The 18627-nt window shown below is 26.6% G+C and carries 18 protein-coding genes; all 18 read left to right on the forward strand.

Annotated features, from left to right (window positions below; translation table 11 throughout):
* Positions 1-4: 4 nt before the first annotated feature.
* Genes wecB through I0K12_RS16380 form a run of 18 tightly spaced genes read left to right on the forward strand, consistent with a single transcriptional unit; the run spans position 5 to position 18585 of the window.
* Entirely contained in the window at positions 5-1129 is a 1125-nt protein-coding gene (wecB, locus tag I0K12_RS16295) for a non-hydrolyzing UDP-N-acetylglucosamine 2-epimerase (RefSeq protein ID WP_196889199.1), read from the forward strand.
* Entirely contained in the window at positions 1122-2333 is a 1212-nt protein-coding gene (wecC, locus tag I0K12_RS16300) for a UDP-N-acetyl-D-mannosamine dehydrogenase (protein ID WP_196889200.1), read from the forward strand. Before wecB ends, wecC begins: the two co-directional genes overlap by 8 nt.
* A gap of 9 nt (positions 2334-2342) precedes the next feature.
* Entirely contained in the window at positions 2343-3092 is a 750-nt protein-coding gene (locus I0K12_RS16305; protein ID WP_196889201.1) for a cytidylyltransferase domain-containing protein, read from the forward strand.
* The gene (locus tag I0K12_RS16310; protein WP_196889202.1) at positions 3092-4129 is read left to right on the forward strand and encodes an N-acetylneuraminate synthase family protein; all 1038 of its coding nucleotides are present in this window, start codon (positions 3092-3094) and stop codon (positions 4127-4129) included. The genes I0K12_RS16305 and I0K12_RS16310 overlap by 1 nt, the downstream gene beginning before the upstream one ends.
* A gap of 1 nt (position 4130) precedes the next feature.
* Positions 4131-4658 (forward strand): KdsC family phosphatase, encoded by a 528-nt coding sequence (locus tag I0K12_RS16315; RefSeq protein ID WP_196889203.1) that lies wholly within the window; start codon positions 4131-4133, stop codon positions 4656-4658.
* Positions 4659-4662: 4 nt separating this feature from the next.
* Positions 4663-5169, forward strand: coding sequence for an acyltransferase (locus tag I0K12_RS16320; protein ID WP_196889204.1), 507 nt, complete (start codon positions 4663-4665; stop codon positions 5167-5169).
* Positions 5170-5175: 6 nt separating this feature from the next.
* Complete coding sequence (locus I0K12_RS16325; protein ID WP_196889205.1) at positions 5176-6582, forward strand: lipopolysaccharide biosynthesis protein; 1407 nt, start codon at positions 5176-5178, stop codon at positions 6580-6582.
* Between the two features lie 20 nt (positions 6583-6602).
* Complete coding sequence (locus I0K12_RS16330; protein WP_196889206.1) at positions 6603-7835, forward strand: hypothetical protein; 1233 nt, start codon at positions 6603-6605, stop codon at positions 7833-7835.
* The gene (locus I0K12_RS16335; protein ID WP_196889207.1) at positions 7816-9099 is read left to right on the forward strand and encodes a glycosyltransferase; all 1284 of its coding nucleotides are present in this window, start codon (positions 7816-7818) and stop codon (positions 9097-9099) included. Before I0K12_RS16330 ends, I0K12_RS16335 begins: the two co-directional genes overlap by 20 nt.
* A complete protein-coding gene (locus I0K12_RS16340; RefSeq protein WP_196889208.1) occupies positions 9092-10312 on the forward strand; it encodes an O-antigen ligase family protein in 1221 nt (406 codons plus the stop codon). Before I0K12_RS16335 ends, I0K12_RS16340 begins: the two co-directional genes overlap by 8 nt.
* Positions 10309-11400: a glycosyltransferase family 4 protein gene (locus tag I0K12_RS16345; RefSeq protein WP_196889209.1), complete on the forward strand. Its 1092-nt coding sequence runs from the start codon at positions 10309-10311 to the stop codon at positions 11398-11400. The genes I0K12_RS16340 and I0K12_RS16345 overlap by 4 nt, the downstream gene beginning before the upstream one ends.
* Positions 11401-11408: 8 nt before the next feature.
* The gene (locus I0K12_RS16350; RefSeq protein ID WP_196889210.1) at positions 11409-11957 is read left to right on the forward strand and encodes a serine O-acetyltransferase; all 549 of its coding nucleotides are present in this window, start codon (positions 11409-11411) and stop codon (positions 11955-11957) included.
* A 3-nt stretch (positions 11958-11960) separates the two neighbouring features.
* Positions 11961-12896: a hypothetical protein gene (locus I0K12_RS16355; protein WP_196889211.1), complete on the forward strand. Its 936-nt coding sequence runs from the start codon at positions 11961-11963 to the stop codon at positions 12894-12896.
* Between the two features lie 8 nt (positions 12897-12904).
* Entirely contained in the window at positions 12905-14254 is a 1350-nt protein-coding gene (locus tag I0K12_RS16360; RefSeq protein WP_196889212.1) for a hypothetical protein, read from the forward strand.
* A complete protein-coding gene (locus tag I0K12_RS16365) occupies positions 14254-16101 on the forward strand; it encodes a heparinase II/III-family protein (RefSeq protein ID WP_231372788.1) in 1848 nt (615 codons plus the stop codon). Before I0K12_RS16360 ends, I0K12_RS16365 begins: the two co-directional genes overlap by 1 nt.
* A 3-nt stretch (positions 16102-16104) precedes the next feature.
* Positions 16105-17340, forward strand: coding sequence for a glycosyltransferase family 4 protein (locus tag I0K12_RS16370; RefSeq protein WP_196889213.1), 1236 nt, complete (start codon positions 16105-16107; stop codon positions 17338-17340).
* Entirely contained in the window at positions 17340-17945 is a 606-nt protein-coding gene (locus tag I0K12_RS16375; protein WP_196889214.1) for a sugar transferase, read from the forward strand. Before I0K12_RS16370 ends, I0K12_RS16375 begins: the two co-directional genes overlap by 1 nt.
* A complete protein-coding gene (locus I0K12_RS16380) occupies positions 17932-18585 on the forward strand; it encodes a NeuD/PglB/VioB family sugar acetyltransferase (protein WP_196889215.1) in 654 nt (217 codons plus the stop codon). The genes I0K12_RS16375 and I0K12_RS16380 overlap by 14 nt, the downstream gene beginning before the upstream one ends.
* Positions 18586-18627: the final 42 nt, after the last annotated feature.

Here is an 18627-nt window from a genome sequence, read left to right on the forward strand (position 1 = left end):
AATTTTGAAAAAAAACCTTATTATTTTTGGAACTCGACCAGAAGCAATCAAAATGGCTCCTTTGGTAAAAGAGTTTCAGAAGAATTCAAATTTAGAGACAAAAGTTTGTGTGACTGCTCAGCATAGAGAAATGTTGGATCAAGTGTTAGATTTTTTTGAAATCACACCAGATTTCGATTTGAATTTAATGAAGCCAAATCAAAATTTACATACGCTAACAGCAGATATTATTACAGGATTGAAACCAATCTTAGATGAATATCAACCGGATTATGTATATGTTCATGGAGATACAACAACTACCATGGCATCAAGTATTGCTGCTTTTTATTCAAATGCAGAAGTTTGTCATGTAGAAGCTGGATTGAGAACAAATAATAAAAGGTCTCCTTTCCCTGAAGAAATTAATCGTCAGGTTACAGGTAGAATTACGGATTATCATTTTGCTCCAACTGTAACTTCTAAAGCTAATTTATTGAGAGAAGGAGTTTCTGAATCTCAAATTTTAGTTACTGGAAATACTGTAATTGATGCTTTGAAAGATAGTGTGCAAAGAGTTGAAAATATTCAAGATAAGGAAATTGACTTCTTAAAAGAAAATTTAGATTTATCTAGAAAAGTAATTTTAGTAACTGGGCATAGAAGGGAGAACCATGGACAAGGTTTTATCAATATTTGTACAGCTTTAAAGGAAATTGCAGTTCAGAATCCTGAAATTCAAATTGTATATCCAGTACATTTAAATCCAAATGTTCAAAAACCAGTTTATGAATTATTGGATGCAGTTAAAAATATTAAATTAATTAATCCTTTATCATATCCAGCTTTTGTTTGGTTGATGAATAAATCTCATTTAATTATTACAGATAGTGGTGGAGTTCAGGAAGAGGCTCCAAGTCTTGGGAAACCTGTTTTAGTAATGAGAGATACAACAGAAAGACCAGAAGCAGTGGAAGCAGGAACAGTAATTTTAGTTGGGACAGAAACAGAAAAAATAGTTTCAGAAGCAACAAAATTATTAGAAGATAAAGAGTTATATGCAAAGATGAGTGCACTTCACAATCCTTATGGAGATGGAGAAGCTTGTCAAAGAATTGTAAGTTTTATAGAAGAAAAAGGAAATGAATAAAGTAGATGTAGTAATGATTGGTTTAGGTTATATTGGCCTACCAACAGCAGCTCTTATTGCACAAGGAGAATCTTATGTTCATGGTGTGGACATTAATGAAAATGTTGTAAATACAGTCAATGAAGGAAAGATTCATATTGTAGAACCTTCTTTGGATGAAGCTGTAGCATCTGCCGTAGAAAAAGGATATCTAAAGGCAGATTTAAAAGCTGTAGAAGCGGATACTTATTTAATTGTGGTTCCAACTCCGTTTAAAGGAAAGAATGAACCAGATATTTCGTTTGTAGAAGCTGCAACAAGAGGAATAATTCCATTATTAAAAAAAGGAGATTTATATATTATTGAATCGACTTCACCTGTTGGAACAACAGAAAAGATGATGGATTTAATTTATGAAGAAAGACCAGAATTAAAAGATGAATTACATATTGCTTACTGTCCTGAGAGAGTTTTACCAGGAAATGTAATGCATGAATTAGTATATAATGATCGTGTAATTGGTGGAATTGATCAGAAATCTACAGAAAAAGCAATTTCTTTTTATTCACAATATGTAAAAGGAGAATTACATGCTACAAATGCTAGAACAGCAGAGATGTGTAAGCTTGTAGAAAATTCTTCTCGTGATGTTCAAATTGCCTTTGCAAATGAGTTATCTCTTATTTGTGATAAAGCAGGAATTAATGTTTGGGAATTGATAGAATTAGCAAACAAACACCCTCGTGTAAATATTTTACAACCAGGTTGTGGAGTAGGAGGTCATTGTATTGCAGTAGACCCGTATTTTATTGTTTCTGAATATCCGATGGAATCAAAAATTATTGGTACAGCAAGAGAAATCAATAATTATAAATCTTTCTGGTGTGCTGAGAAAATTCAAAATGAGAAATTGAAATTTGAATTAAAGCATGGTAGAAAGCCAAGTGTAGCCCTTATGGGACTTGCATTTAAACCGAATATTGATGATCTAAGAGAATCACCAGCAAAATACATTACACAAAAAGTACTTCAAAATGACCATAATGGTGAATATTTCATTGTAGAGCCAAATATTGAGGAACATAATGTATTTAAACTTACAGATTATAAAGAGGCAACTGAAAAGGCTGATATCATTGCATTTTTAGTTGCGCATGATGAATTTAAAGAACTAGAAATTTCTTCAGAAAAATCTATTCTTGATTTTTGTGGAATTTTAAAATAAAGTAATATTATGCTAGGTATTGTATTACAAGCTAGATTAGGTTCAACAAGATTACCAAAGAAAATGGTATTACCATTTTATAATCAAAAGAGTGTACTAGAAATCTTACTAAAAAAAATAAAAAGTAGATTTAATGATATACCTATTATTGTAGCTACAACATCTAATCCATTAGATGAAGCGATTTTTAAATTATGTGAAAATTTAGAAATAGAATGTTATAGAGGAAGTGAAGATAATGTATTGCAAAGGTTTATTGATGTTGGTAATAAATACAATCTAGATAAATTAATTAGAGTGTGTGCAGATAATCCTTTTTTGAATATTAATGATTTGTCTAATTTAATAAATGAATTTAACGAATTAGATGTTGATTATTATTCGTATTCTTTAAAAGATGGAACTCCAGTTATAAGAACTCATTATGGTTTTTGGGCCGAAGGAGTTAAACTGTCAGCTCTAAAAGAGATTAAAAACCAAACAGAAGAAAGCTTTTATAAAGAACATGTTACTAATTTTATCTACGAAAGATCAAATTTTTTTGATGTTAAGTTAAAACAAATTGATCCAAAAATAGAAGAATATTCTAATATTAGATTGACGCTGGATACACATGAAGATTTCAATTTATTAAAAGAAATTTATTCAAAATTTAATTTTGATAAGGATTATAGCATATTGAATTTACTAGATTGGATCTCTCAAAATAAATTATGGTTAACTCAAATGTTAACTCAAATAAAAAGAAATAGTAAGTAATGAAAACATATGTAATAGGAGAAATTGGTCAAAACCATAACGGATCTGTAGATATAGCAAAATTATTAGTAGATGTTGTATCAAGGCCAATTCATGATAAGTTATTTAATAATGAACTTCCTGTAATGGATGCTGTTAAATTAACTAAAAGAGATTTAAAACAAGAGTTATCTGCATCACAAATGAGTCGAATTTATGATAATAAAAATTCATTTGGAAAAACTTATGGAGAGCACAGAGAATTTTTAGAGTTATCTGATGAAGAGCATTTTGAAGTTTATAAATATGCTAAAGAAAAAGGATTAGATTTTGTTGAGACTTTATGTGCAACAGGATGTTTAAGTATGTTAAAATTATTTACTCCAGATAAATTAAAAGTTGCATCTAGAGATTTAACAAATTTACCTTTATTAGAAGCTTTAGCTGAAACTAAAATTCCTATTATCATTTCAACAGGAATGGGTGGGAAAAAGGAAATTGATGACGCTGTGGATATCATTACAAAATACCATAATGATTTATCAATTTTACATTGTGTGTCAGAGTATCCAACAAAATATGAGAATGTAAATTTAAAGACAATATCATATCTTCAGAAAAATTATCCAGATTTTACAATTGGATATTCAGATCATACAATTGGAATTGCTACACCTTTAGCTGCTATAGCAATGGGAGCAAAAATTATTGAAAAACATATTACGCTTGATCGTGGTATGAAAGGAACAGATCAGCAAGGATCTTTAGCAATTGATGGAATTTATAGAATGATGCGTGATATTCGTAATCTAGATTTATCGATGGGAGTTGAAGATATTTTCATTGAAGATTCTGTAGCTGTAGCAAAAGAAAAATTAGAAAGATCTATTGCAACTAATAAAGATATAATTGCTGGAGGAATTATTACTGAAGAAGATATTCATATGTTAAGTCCTGGAGATGGATTAAAATGGTCTCAAAAAGATCAAATTATAGGTAAAAAAGTTGTTGAGGCTATCTCAAAAGATGAGATAATTTACCCATCAAACGTTCAATAGTATGGAAAAACTACCAAAACTTGTCCTTACTGATATTGATGGAGTTTGGACAGATGGAGGAATGTTTTATGACCAACAAGGAAACGAATTAAAAAAATTTAACACTAGCGATAGTGCTGGTGTTTTATTTTTAAGATTAATAGGTATTCCTTTTGGGATTATTACAGGAGAAAATACAGAGATAGTACAACGAAGAGCAGATAAATTGAAAGTTAAGCATCTTTTTATGGGAATTAAAGATAAGGTTGCTATTGCGAATCAATTATGTGAAGAATTAGGAATATCTCTAGAAGATATTGCTTATATAGGAGATGATATCAATGATATAAAACTATTAGAAAAAGTTGGTTTTTCATGCTCTCCTTCTAATGCACCATTTTATGTTAAAGATAAAGTTGATTTTGTTACTGTAACAAAAGGAGGAGATGGAGCATTCAGAGAATTTGTTGAGCATATCCTATTTAAACATTTCGAGCCAGAAGTAATATTAGAAAAATATTATCAGAGTTTGAAAAAATTCAATCAATAATTTCATGAAGTGGTTTCTACTAAAAGTAATAGCACGAATATTTAAATATTTAAAATCGATAGAACAGTATGTAGAGTACGAAACTATTCGTAAAAAATATCAAATTCCTTTGGACTTTAGATTTAATGGTGAAAATATCCATTTTTATGGAAAAGGGAAATTAGTTATCGGTGAAAATTCTTACATAGGAAGAAATTCAAATATTCAAATTGGAGAGAATCAAATAGTGAAAATTGGGAATAATTGTTCCATAAGTCATAATGTTTATATCTATACTGTTTCTAATTTGTCTAATCAAAACTTTGATACTTCAAGACCTAAAAAAAAGAAAAAAGCAAATGTTACTATAGGAAATGGTGTTTGGATTGGTGCAAATGTATTTATAAATCCTGGAGTTAATATAGGTGATAATGTTATTGTAGGAGCAAATTCAGTTGTAACAAAGGATTTGTCTTCAAATACTATTTATGGAGGTGTGCCTGCTAAGTTTATTAACGATAATTTGTATTAATTCATTTTGTTAAAAAAAATATTTTCTAATAGTATAATATATGGCTTAGGACAACATGTTCCTAAGCTAATTTCTTTAGTTCTAATTCCAATTATTACCCCTTTTTTAACAGATGAGGATTATGGAGTATATGGAATATTAGTTGCTTACATTGGAAGTACTACTGTATTTAAACAATTAGGTTTTTCAGTAATTTTATCAAATAGTTTTTATAAAAACCCTCTACATTATAAGTTTATTTGGTCTAGAGTATTTGGATTCTTGCTTTCTTGGAATGTAATACTTTCAATTTTATATATGCTATTAATACCACTGATAGTACCTGAAAGTGCATCAAATAATTTAGGTTTAATTATTTTACTTTATGTTTTACCAACTTTATTTTTTGATACCATAGTTTTTATAGGGAATAAATTATTACAATATAAACAAAAAGCAATATCATTTGGTACTATAACCGCTATTAAATCTATAATAGGATATTTAGCATTATACTTAGCAGTAGCTGTTTATGATTTAGGATATCTAGGTTGGTTGATTTCTTCTTTTACAATTTCGACAATAGGTGCAATTTTAATAGGGTATGAGATATTTTTAAAAGAGAAATTATTTCCATGTTTTAAGTTTAATTATAAATGGTTACGACGAAAATTTAAAATAGCATTACCTGTAATACCTCATTTTTATTCAGTCTTTTTATTAACTAATTCAGATAGAATCATGATGGATTTATTTGGAGTGTCTGTTGAAAAAATTGGTGAATATTCTTTGGCATATCAAGTAGGTGGTTATTTTAGTTTGGCAGGGACAGCATTAGGAATGGCATATGGTCCAATTTTAATGCAAATGATTAAAAATAAACAACAAAATCAAATTCAAAATATAACAAAAGTTCTTTCTTTGGTATTTATTGGAGGAGCATTTATCACTGCACTTTGGATGAGAGAAATATTTAAAATTTTAGTTCGTAATGAATCTTTACAAGATTCTTATCCATTAGCTATGATAGTAGTTTTTTCATTTACATATTATCCTTTTTATTATTATGTAAATACCTATTTTCAATATAAAGAGAAAACACTTTATTTGTTAAAAATTTCATTTGCAGCAGGAATACTAAATATAGTATTGAATTTATTTATGATTCCATATTTTGGAATCAAAGGAGCAGCAATAAGTACTTTTATCAGTTACCTATATTTAGGTTACTCAGGTATTTTTATTAGATATTTTAATAATTATGATAAATCAAGCTATAAATATTTAGGTTTCGCTCTTGTTACAGTTCTACTGTTTTTATTTACTAATTATTTTCAAGATAATATTATCATCAAGTATGTTAGTACTCTGCTAATTATATTACTAAGTATTATAATTATTTATAAGAAAAAGAAAGTATTGTCTATTTTATAAAAAATGAATGTTTAATTGAAATGAGTAATTATAAAAATGCAATAAACGCACTTTATTTATATCGAAATGGATACATTGAGACTTTAAATAAGGAAAGAAGAAATACAATAATAGGAAATTCCTTTTTATCAAGATTAAAAACTATTTTGTTTAGTTTTTTTAAAGAATTTAAATTATTACTATTTCATCAAAATTTACAAATAGATATTGAAGATAAAATAGTTTGTATTGTAAATTCAAAAAATAATTATGAAGCTCTAAAGTTTTTAAGAGATTCAGATGTTGTTTTTTTGAAAGCTACTGTTTTGGGTAATTCTATGGAGAATGTTATTACTCACAGATTTAAGAGTAAATTTTTTTTCAGCATATTATTTTTCGTTTCTTTGCCTTTTATAATAATAAATAAACAAAATAGAAGAGATTTATATTTATTATATAGAGCTTATGGTTTAAATAGCTTATTTACTAAATTAGTTCAAAAACAGAAACCTAAGTTGGTTGTTTTTGCAAATGACCATATTCCAGAAACAAGAAGTTATATTTTAGCTTGTCAAAAAATGGGAATAAAAACAGCTTATATTCAACATGGTTCTGTTAGTACATATTTTCCTCCTTTAGAATTTGATTTGGCTTTATTAGAAAGTAAATATTCTGAAGCTTCGTATAAAAAAAGTAAGAATATTGATACTGAAATTAAATTGATTGGAATGCCAAAATTAGATTCTGAGATTTCTAAGATAAGACAGAGAAATCAAATAAAAAAAATAGGTATTGCAATTAATCAAAATGATGATTTAAATAAAGTAGAGAATATTATAAGCTCATTAATCAAAAATAATTTCAAGGTAATTCTTAGAAAACATCCTGCTGATGTACGAAAGATAAAATCAAATTTTAAAATTGAAAATGGAAATAATATGAGTGTTTTTGATTTTATTTCACATTCTGATTTTTTAGTTGCTTCAGATTCATCTATTCATGTTGAAGCTAATAGTGTAAAATGTAGATCTGTTTATTATCAATTTCATGATAATAATAGTAAATATGATTATTATGGCTTTGTCAAGAATAAATTTGTTGATGAAGTTAAGAATGCCTCAGAGTTAATTGAATTAGTAGGAAATTTCAATTATAAAACATTTAATTTTAATACTCCAGAAATATCTTACTATAATGAAGCTCTGAAAAGTAATATATATGGGAAATCTTCTATTTTAGCTAAAAAATATATATATGAAAGTATTAATAGTTAGTTTCAGATTTGCACCTTTCAATTCTATAGGAGCGAATAGGATTAATGCTTTGGCAGAGTTTTTCAGAGAAAATAATATAGAATATAAAATTATCACTGCTTATGTAGGGAATCATCATCAGAAGGATTTTATTGTAGATGAAAATGTACATTATGTTTCTTGGTTTGATTTTAGGTCTTTCCGAAAAATTTCTAAAAATAAGTATATAGAAAAGAAAACAACAAAAATTTCTTTACCTAAAAAACAAGGGAAAAAAGGAATGTTATTTTCTTTTATAAAAAGAATAGCATTGTTATTATTATATCCAGATTCTTATATACACTGGGTTAAAGGAGCTAAAAAAAAGGGAAAAGAAGTGGTACAGAAATTTCAACCAGATATTATTTATTCGTCTTCTTACCCATATAGTTCACATTTAGTAGCACGATATTTATCTGTAAAGTATAAAATAAAATGGTTTGCAGAATTACGAGATCCTTGGGTAGATAATCATGTGAAAAAAAATGATGGATTTTTTATGAATTTATTAGAGAAAAAGTATTCTAAAAAAGTTTTGAAGAAAGCTACAAGAATAGTTACGGTTTCTAATATTTGGAAGGAGAGTTTTGAAAAATTATATAGAGTAAAAGGAATTGTAATTAGAAATGGTTATGTTCTAAAAGATAGTGATGTTTCCGTTACAGAAAATGAAATCTTAGATAGAGTAAAAGCCTCTAAGCGAAAAAAAATTGTATATACAGGTTCTATTTTTCCAAAAAACCAAGGTATTGATACGTTTCTAGAAGTTTTTGTGAAGAATGAAAAAATGCTAGAAAATTTTGATTTTATTTATGTAGGTGGGCAAGCAAAATATGTAAATGAAAAATTAAGAGAATTAAATGCTCCTAAGGATAATTTTATTATAATAAATCTAGTTCCATATTTATTAGCTTTAGAAATTCAGAAAAATGCAGATTACTTATTATTATTTAATTGGAAGAGTAATAAAATTAATACAAAGGGGGTGATTCCTGGGAAGGTGTATGAATATTTAGGTTCTAATATTCCTGTTATTCTTTGGAATGAATATGTAGATAATGAATTAGTTTTTTTAAGTAAAAAAATAAATTTCAAAGATAAAAAAGTAATCCAGATTGATACTGGAGAATCTTTATTTGAGGAAATAAATGCTTTTAAGTTTTCTAAAGAAATGAGAACCGTTGAAGAGTATTCTAGAAAGAGACAATTTGAAAAATTAGTATCTGAAATTAAAGAAAATGTTTAAAAAAACAAAAATATATAGTCTTGTATTTAAAATTTTAATAAGTATAATTCTTTTAAATATAAATGGATTAGTATACTTATTGACAGGTTTTACAGGGTTAATATCTCCATTAATTTTACTTTTTAGTATTTATTTAATTATCTATGCAAAACACAGAAGTATTTCGAAATTATTACGATTTTACTTTGGGTATCTTATAATATATTTAGTTTTAGGGCTTATAGCATTGCTTCTTTATTTACAAGTAGGAAGAGAAACAGATAATACAATTTTGGATTTGTTAAAAACAATGTTAATTATTTATGCCTTATTTTTAGGGTATAGAGAGGAGTTAAAACGTAATGGATATAAAATTATCCGATTTACTTTTTGGGTTATTATAATTTCTGTAGTACTAAGTTGTGGTTTGGATTATCTGAAAATTGCAGCAATTCAAGCACGATATAGGACAGATACTCGAATGTCAGGTTTTTTTGCAAATCCAAATGAACTTGCTTCTCAAGCATTATTTTCAATTTTAGCCATACAATATTTATTTAAATCCTATACTAAAAAGATTTATAAAATATTTTTAGGAATTCTACTATTAATTTGTTTTTACACTATGTTTATGGCTTTTTCGAGAGCTATTTTTATTTCTTTTTTCATTCTTCTTTTTCTACAATTAACAGTTTATAAAGGCTTGACTTTTAAAGCTGTGTTTATAGCTTTTATAGGAGTTGTGATATTAGGAATTGCATTACCTAAAATTTATGAAGATTCCAATAGAAGTTTACAAAGAAGAATGGATCGAACTTTGACAATATTTGATGGTGGAGTTTCTGATGAAAATTCTGGAGGTAGATTAGAGCTATATGGACATGCTATGGATTATATAAATGAATATCCTTTAACTGGTATTGGAATGGGGAATATGCAAAGAATTGAAGGAGTTGGGGGAGTACATAATGCATATTTAGCTGTATGGGGAAATGCAGGTATTTTAGCATTACTATTATTTATTTTATTTCTTAGTAAGTTTATTTTTGAGTTACATAAATATGTTATTTCTACTAAAAATACCTTCTTTTTATTTGTTGTTTTAACAATAATGATAAATGGAATTACGAAACTAGGTGTTTATGAATTCAAGATTAATAATCTAATTTTTGCAATGAGTTTTGCTGTTCTGTTTTTTCACGAATATACTAAAAAAATGAAGTTAACTATATGAAAATACTACTATTAACCGATAGTTTTAATGTAGGTGGAGCACAAAGGCAGTTTGTAGCTTTAACTAAAGAGTTAAATAAATATCATGAGGTAGAAGTAATAGTATTTCATCCTCATACTTCTCATTTAGAAGAAGAAGTAAAAGAATTAAAAATTCCAATTTACAAGATTTTAAAAAAATCTAGATTTGAGATTAAATTTATTGGAAAACTGATTAAAGAGGTTAAAAATAGAAATTATGATATTTCTATTTCTTATTTGGATACTCCAAATTTTTATAATGAAATATTGAAAATAGCGGGAGTAGTTCCTAAAATAATTATTAGCCAAAGGAGTGCATATTTTAAAAAAACTTTGACTTTTAAAAAGAAAGTTTTAGAGTATTTTCACACATTTGCAGATGTTATATCTACAAATTCTATTTCGCAAGCAGAAAGGATGAAAGAATGTTTTCCTTTTTTATCTGAAAAAATAGTTTATACTCCAAATATTTATAATATTCCAAAAATACCGATTTCTTCAACTAAAGATAAAAAGGTCAAATTTATTGTTGTAAGTAACACACATTATTATAAAAATCCTTTAAAATTATGTGAAGCAGTTTTGGCGTATTCTCAAAAATATGGTGAACCCAAATTTAAAATAGACTGGTTTGGTCGAATCTCTTCTAATGAAAAAGATAAGCTCGTTATGGAAAAAGGACTAAGTTTATTAGAAGAAAAAGGCTTAGAAAAGGTTTTGACATTTAAGGGAGTGACAAATGAAATTTATTCTAAAATTAATATGGCTGATGCTTTAATTCATTTGTCTGATTTTGAAGGTTGTCCTAATAGTGTTTGTGAAGCAATGTTTTTAAAAAAACCAGTATTACTGAGTAATGTTTGTGACCATCCAATTTTAGTTTCTAATGAAAATGGTTTTTTATTGGATCAAAAAAATCCAATAGATATAGCCGAAAAGATACATGAGTTTTTCCAAAAAGAGGAAAATGAGATAAAAGAAATGGGAGAAAGAAGTTATCAATTAATAAAAAAACAGATGAGTAAAGAAGTTACAATCCAAAAATGGTTAAACTTAATTAAAAATTAGTATTTGTTATGAAAAATAAATTGATGACGAAAGTAAATACAGATTTAAAAAGGTATGGGTATGAAAATAAATTTCAAAAAGCCTTCTTAAAAATACCAGGTTTTAGATATGTTTTTTATTTAAGATTAACACAGCATTATAGAAAAAATAACGTGTTATATCCTTTTTTAAAACTTTATTTGAGACAAATGTCTTATAAATACGGCATCGATACGTATGATACAATTAAAATAGGAAAAGGTTTTTATGTAGGACATTTTGGTGGTATTGTAATTAATGGAGCAGTTGAATTTGGAGATAATGTTAATATATCTCAAGGGGTAACTATTGGACGAGTAGCAAATGGAAAAAAAGCAGGAGCACCAAAAATAGGAAGTTCTGTTTGGATTGGGGCAAATGTAATAATTGTAGGGAATGTGAAAATAGGAGATAATGCAGTGATAAGCCCTGGAAGTTTTGTGAATTTTGATGTCCCGAGTAACTCATTAGTGATGGGGAATCCTGGTAAAATAATAAAGCAAAATTATGAAAATAATTTAGTTAATAATAAAAGTTAATTTATGATATTACAATTTTCTAAACTACCACCACCTATTGGAGGAGTTACAATACATGTCAGTAGATTAATTCATAGAGCAAACAAAGAATATAAAATTGATGTTTTAGATTATTCTAAAGAAAAAAATATGTTTTCGATTTTGAGAAAAGTTTTTTCTGCAAGAATTATTCATATTCATTTAAGTAATAAAAAGCTAAGACTAATCTTTACAATTCTATTTAAATTATTTTTTAAAAAAGTAATTATTACTTTTCATGGAAAATATGATTTTAAAAATACTTTTGATAAATATAGCTTAAAATGGAGTTCAGCTTCTATATTATTGAATGATTTTTCATTTAAGAATGCTCAAAAAATAAAACAAAAAAACACCTATAAAATAGGAGCTTTCATCCCTCCTGTAGAAGAAAATATAATTCCTTTAAAAGAAGAATATTCTCATAAAATAGAGCTTTTAAAAAAGAAATATGAAATGGTTTTTTCTACTAACGCAAGTTCATTAGTATATGATGAAAATGGAGAAGAAATTTATATGGGAACTCAAATTGTAGAATATTTTAAAAATAAAAAGGATATAGCATTGGTTTTTTCTAGCCCAAATGATAGATATTTTCGCTTTTTAAAGGAAAAATTTACCGTAGTTTCTGATAATATTTATTTCATAAATGAAAAGCATGACTTTGTAAATGTTATAAAGCAAACTGATGGGTTGATAAGAGCAACAACAAAAGATGGTGATTCGTTATCTGTAAAAGAAGCTTTGTTTTATCAAAAGCCAGTTTTTGCAACAGATGTTGTAGATAGACCAAGTGAAGTTAATACATTTTCGGATTTTCAGGAGTTTGATAAAAAATACAAATCAAATAATCTTGAAACAAAGATAGTAGTAGATAATTCTTTAGAGATTTTTAAACTTTATAAATCATTTCTAAAATAAATAAAATTATGAAAGAAAAATTATTAAACATATATTTTAATTCACCAATTTGGATTCAGAATTTAATAATTTCTATTAAAGGATATCAGATTAAAAAGAACCGTTTTTCTTCAAATTTTTATAAAGAATTAGATTTTTATCAAAGTTTAGACAATAAATCACTTCATGAAAAAATAGTACTAGAAGAAGAACGTTTAAGAAAGTTTCTTAAGAATGCTAAAAATAGTGAGTATTGGAATAGCAGGTTTTTAAAATATAATATAAATATAGATGCAATTGATATTAAAAAAGAATTAAAGAAGCTACCAATTCTCACAAAAGATGATGTTAGGAAAAATATAGATTTAATAAAAATTAACAAGGAGCCTTTAATTTCTAAGAGAACAAGTGGAACAACTGGAGCAGGTTTAATTTTATACGAAACTAGAGAGGCAGAAAATGAAAGATGGGCAGTATGTTGGAATTATAGGATAAAACAAGGTATTAAATTAGATCAATGGTATGGCTGGTTTGGTGGAATGAAAATAATAAACTCAAATGTTAAAAAGCCGCCTTTTTGGAGAATTAATTATCCTGAAAAGAGAGTAATGTTTAGTGCACAGCATTTGAATGAAAATACAGTTGATGATTATGCAAATAAAATTTTAAAACAAAAATTAGAATGGCTACATGGTTATCCTTCACAAATATCATTATTTGCAGCATTAGTTAAAGATAAAAATTACGATTTTTCATTTGTTAAGAATATAACTTTTGGCTCTGAAAATTTATTAGAAAATCAGAAAATATTAATTAGAAAGGTTTTTGAAAATGCTGTTTTATCTGAACATTATTGTATGACAGAATGTGTTTCAAATATAAGTCAACATAGTAATGAAGAATTATATTTGGATAGATATTTTTCATACACAGAATTTATACCAACTGACATAAAGAATAAATATTGGATTGTTGGAACAAATTTATCTAATCCAAACTTTCCGTTAATAAGATATAATACAAATGATATTGTTGAGATTATTGGTGGTCAAATTATATCAATTGATGGTCGAAAAGAAGATTATGTTATTCTTAAAAATGGAACAAAATTAGGAAGGTTAGATCATATTTTTAAGGGTTTAATTCATATAAAAGAAGCTCAAATTTATCAGCCAGACTTTAATAATGTTGTGATTAGAATTGTAAAATCTAAAAGTTATGATAATCATAATGAAGAAAAAAAATTAATTAAAAAATTAGATTTATGGTTTAAGAATGAAATAAATTTCAAAATTGAGTATTTAGATAAGATTGAACGTACTAAATCAAATAAATTGAGATTTGTAGTTTCTGAAATCAAGAATAAACAATTTTTTTAATGAATTTTAAATTAGCCACACAATTAGTGAAAAACATGGGGCTACGTTACACAAGTTACCGTGTTTTTAATGTTTTTGAACAAAAATCAGGAAGGTTAAAGAAGAAGCATCCAATGCATGTTTTTTCTCAAAACTTTATTTCTTTTGATGGATGGAGAAAATCAAATTTTTCATTTCTTAATTTAAGAAGTGAAACGAAAAATCCTACACAAGTATTAGAAGAAAAAGCTTCAAGAATATTGTCAGGAGAAATTCTTTTTTTTAGTTCAGAATGGAAAAATATTGGTTTAGATTATAATTGGATTACGAATCCTGTTACAGGTTTTGAATATGATATTTCAAAACATTGGTCAGAGATTCCAGATTTAGCCAAAGAAGCTGGAGATATAAAATTTGTTTGGGAGAAATCAAGATTTAGTTTTTTACAAACTATTTTACGTTATGATTTTCATTTTGGAAAAAATAATGCGGAATTTATTTTTTCTCAAATAGAAAATTGGATAGATATGAATCCAGTAAATCAAGGACCAAATTGGCGTTGTAGTCAAGAGATTTCATTACGAATTTTTAATTGGTGTTTTGCTTTAGATTTTTATAAAAATGATAAAGCTTTAACAAAACAAAGATGGGATAAGATTCAAAATACTATTTATTGGTCTTTACACCATGTATATCATCATATTGATTTTTCTAGGATTGCAGTAAGAAATAATCATGCAATTACAGAAACTTTATTTTTGACTTTAAGTGAATTATTATTCCCTTTTATTCCAGAGACAAAAAAATGGGCTAAAGTTGGAAGAAAATATTTTGAAGAGGAAATTGACTATCAAATTTATGATGATGGAACATTTCTTCAATTTAGTATGAATTATCATCGAGTGGTTATTCAGTTATTATCTTTAGGAATAACTATTTCTGAAAAATACAAAAAACCATTTTCAGATAACGTTTATAAAAAAGCATATAAGTCTTTAAACTTCTTATACCAATGTCTTCAGGAAGAAAATGGTTATTTACCAAACTACGGAGCGAATGATGGAGCGTTGTTTTTTCCTCTTTCAGATAGGGATTATAGGGATTATCGTCCACAATTAAATAGTTTGCATAAAATTATTACTGGAAATTATATATATAAAGAGAATTATTTAATAGAAGATTTTTTAGATTTTGAATTAGATTCTAAAAAAATGAATAATTTGACAAAAGTGTTCGGTTCGCAATCATTTGACGTTGGAGGGTATTATATTTGTCGAAATTCTGAGAATTTTACATTTATTAGATGTGGAAATCATAAAAATAAGCCCGTACAAGCAGATAATCTTCATATAGATATTTGGAAAGATGGTGAAAATATAATGAGAGATTCAGGTACTTATAAATATAATACTGATGACTTGACACAATCTTTTTTTAAAGATACTTTAGGGCATAATACTGTAATGATTGATGAAAAACCACAAATGCTCAGAGGAAGTAGGTTTATGTGGTTTTATTGGACTCAAAGAATAGATGCTAAATGGTCAGAAAATAATGATTATTTTATCTTTTCAGGTGAAATAAGTGCATATAGATATTTAAATAAAAAAATAAGACATAATCGTAAAGTTTTTATTTCTAAATCTAAAGATAAATGGATTGTAGAAGATTCAATTTTTAATGCTGATAATTATTCTAAAAAACAGCTTTGGCATTATGATGATTTTAATTGGAACTGGAAATTAGAAAATGAATTAGAAGTAGAGGATAAAAAATCTTTTAATTCAGAGTATTATGGTATCAAAAATGTAGGGAAATGCAAACAAATTTCATTCTCTAAAAAAATAAAAACAACATTTTACATATAATTTATGAAAATATTATTATTACATCAATATTTTTTAGAAGATGATGGCTTTGGAGGATCTAGATGGAATGAAATAGCAAAAGTTTGGACTGAAAAAGGTTATGAAGTTACCGTTCTAGGAGGTATGATGCCAGAAAGAAGTGTATCAAATAAAAATGATTACAAGAATGAAAAATTTGTAAGAAAATTTCAAGGAAAAGTTGAAGTTATTAGATGTTTTGTTTCTTTAAATTACAACAAGAATTTTAGAGGAAGATTATGGGGATATTTTTCATTTGTTTTTTCAAGTCTTTGGGCTGGATTGTTTAAAACAAAAGGAAAATACGATGTTGTAATAGTAACATCACCACCTCTTTTTATTGGGTTGAGTGGGTATTTTATTTCTTTGTTTAAGAGAATACCTTTAGTATTTGAAATACGTGATTTGTGGCCTGAATCAGCAATAGATACAGGAGTAGTAAAAAATAAATTAATCATTAAAATGGCTTATGCATTAGAGAAATTTTTATATAAAAAATCTAAAATGATTAATGTTTTAACTCCAGCATTTAGAAAAACTTTGATAGAAAAGAAGAATGTTCCTGAAGACAAAGTTATTTTTATACCTAATGCAGCTGATTTTTCTTTATCTGAAGAATTATTAGATAATTTTGATCGAGAGAAATTTAGAAAAGAGAACGATTTAGATGGGAAGTTTATCATCACTTACGTTGGAGCACATGGGGTTGCAAATCATTTAGATCAAGTAATAGATACTGGAAAATTACTAGAAGATACTAACGTAGAATTTCTTTTAATAGGTGGTGGAATGGAAAAGAATCGATTAATTGAAAAAGCAAAGGAGAAAAATGTTAAAAACGTTCGATTTATTGATCCAGTTCCTAAAAAAGATGTGTTTAAATATGTATTAGCATCAGAAATGGGTGCCTCTGTTTTAAAGAAAGTAGATACATTTAAGACTATTTATTCAAATAAAACATTTGATTATATGTCTTGTAAAAAACCAATTTTAATGGCAATTGATGGAGTTTCTAAAGATTTAGTTGAAGAAGCAAAAGCAGGGGTTTTTGTAGAACCTGAAAATCCAGAAGATTTCGCTAAAAAAATTAGAATGTATTTAGCTCAAGAAGAAAGGTTAGCTATGGAAGGGAAGAATGGATATGATTATGCAAAACTAAATTTTGATAGAACAATGTTAGCTGAAAAATATTTAAACTATATTTTAAATTTAAAAAAGTAATGTATACGAAATTATTTAAAAACTTAATTGATTACAGTGTTGCTTTAATAAGTTTGATTATACTTTTTCCTATTTTTATTACAATAACTATTTTATTGGCAATAGTAAATAATGGTAAACCATTTTTTTATCAAAGTAGACCAGGTAAGGGAGAGAGAATTTTTAGAATAATTAAGTTTAAAACAATGAACGATAAAAAAGATCAATTTGGTAACCTTCTTCCTAATCATGAAAGAATTACTAAAGTTGGAAGCTTTATTAGAAAAAGTTCATTAGATGAAATACCACAGCTAATAAATATTTTAAAAGGTGATATGAGTTTAATAGGCCCTAGACCATTATTACCAAAGTATTTAAGCTTATACAATGAAAATCAGAAAAGAAGACATAATGTAAAGCCTGGTATTACAGGTCTAGCTCAAGTTAATGGAAGAAATACAATAACATGGACTCAAAAATTTGAGTTTGATGTTTATTATGTTGATAATGCTAGTTTAATTTTAGATTTGAAAATAATTTTTAAAACTTTTTTGAAAGTAATAAAAAGAAGTGATATCAATGTGTCTGAAAAAGTAACAATGGAAGCTTTTAATGGAAAGAATTAATAAAAAAGCAATAATTATAGGTGCTGGAACTTATGGAGAAGTTTATGCCACTTATTTAAAAGAAGAAGGTTTTGATATTATTGGATTTGTTGATGATAATCCAACTACTCATAATAAAGAAATAAACGGAATTTTAGTTTTAGGAGATTCTGATACATTAAATAATGAAGAAATTAAATCTAAAATAACAAATATTTTCTGTTCGATAGGTAATAATCGAATTAGAGTGAAAATGTTAGAGAAAGCTATAGAATTAGGTTATTCTACACCTAATTTTATTCATTCATCAGTTCAATTGACAAATGATATTCAAATAGGTAAAGGAGTATATATTTTACCCAATAGTATTATCATGCCACATACTGTTTTAGAAGATTTTGTAATGATAAGTATGGGAAGTAAAATAGCTCATCATTGTATTCTAAAAAAAGGATCTTTCATTTCAACAGGAGTTAATTTTGGAGCCAATATTGTTTTAAAAGAAATGTCTTTTGTAGGAATAGGAGCCACATTAATGACAGGAATAACTACTATAGGAAAAAATGTAACTATTGGTGCTGGAGCTGTTGTGATAAAAAATGTACCAGATAATGCTGTTATAGTAGGTAACCCTGGGAAAATAATAAAATATAATAAATAGTACACACTTTTGACCTTTATTAAGCAGATAAATAAAAGGAGA

Origin of the sequence: Aureivirga sp. CE67, assembly GCF_015767245.1 — a bacterium.
Classification (GTDB): Bacteria; Bacteroidota; Bacteroidia; order Flavobacteriales; family Flavobacteriaceae; genus Aureivirga.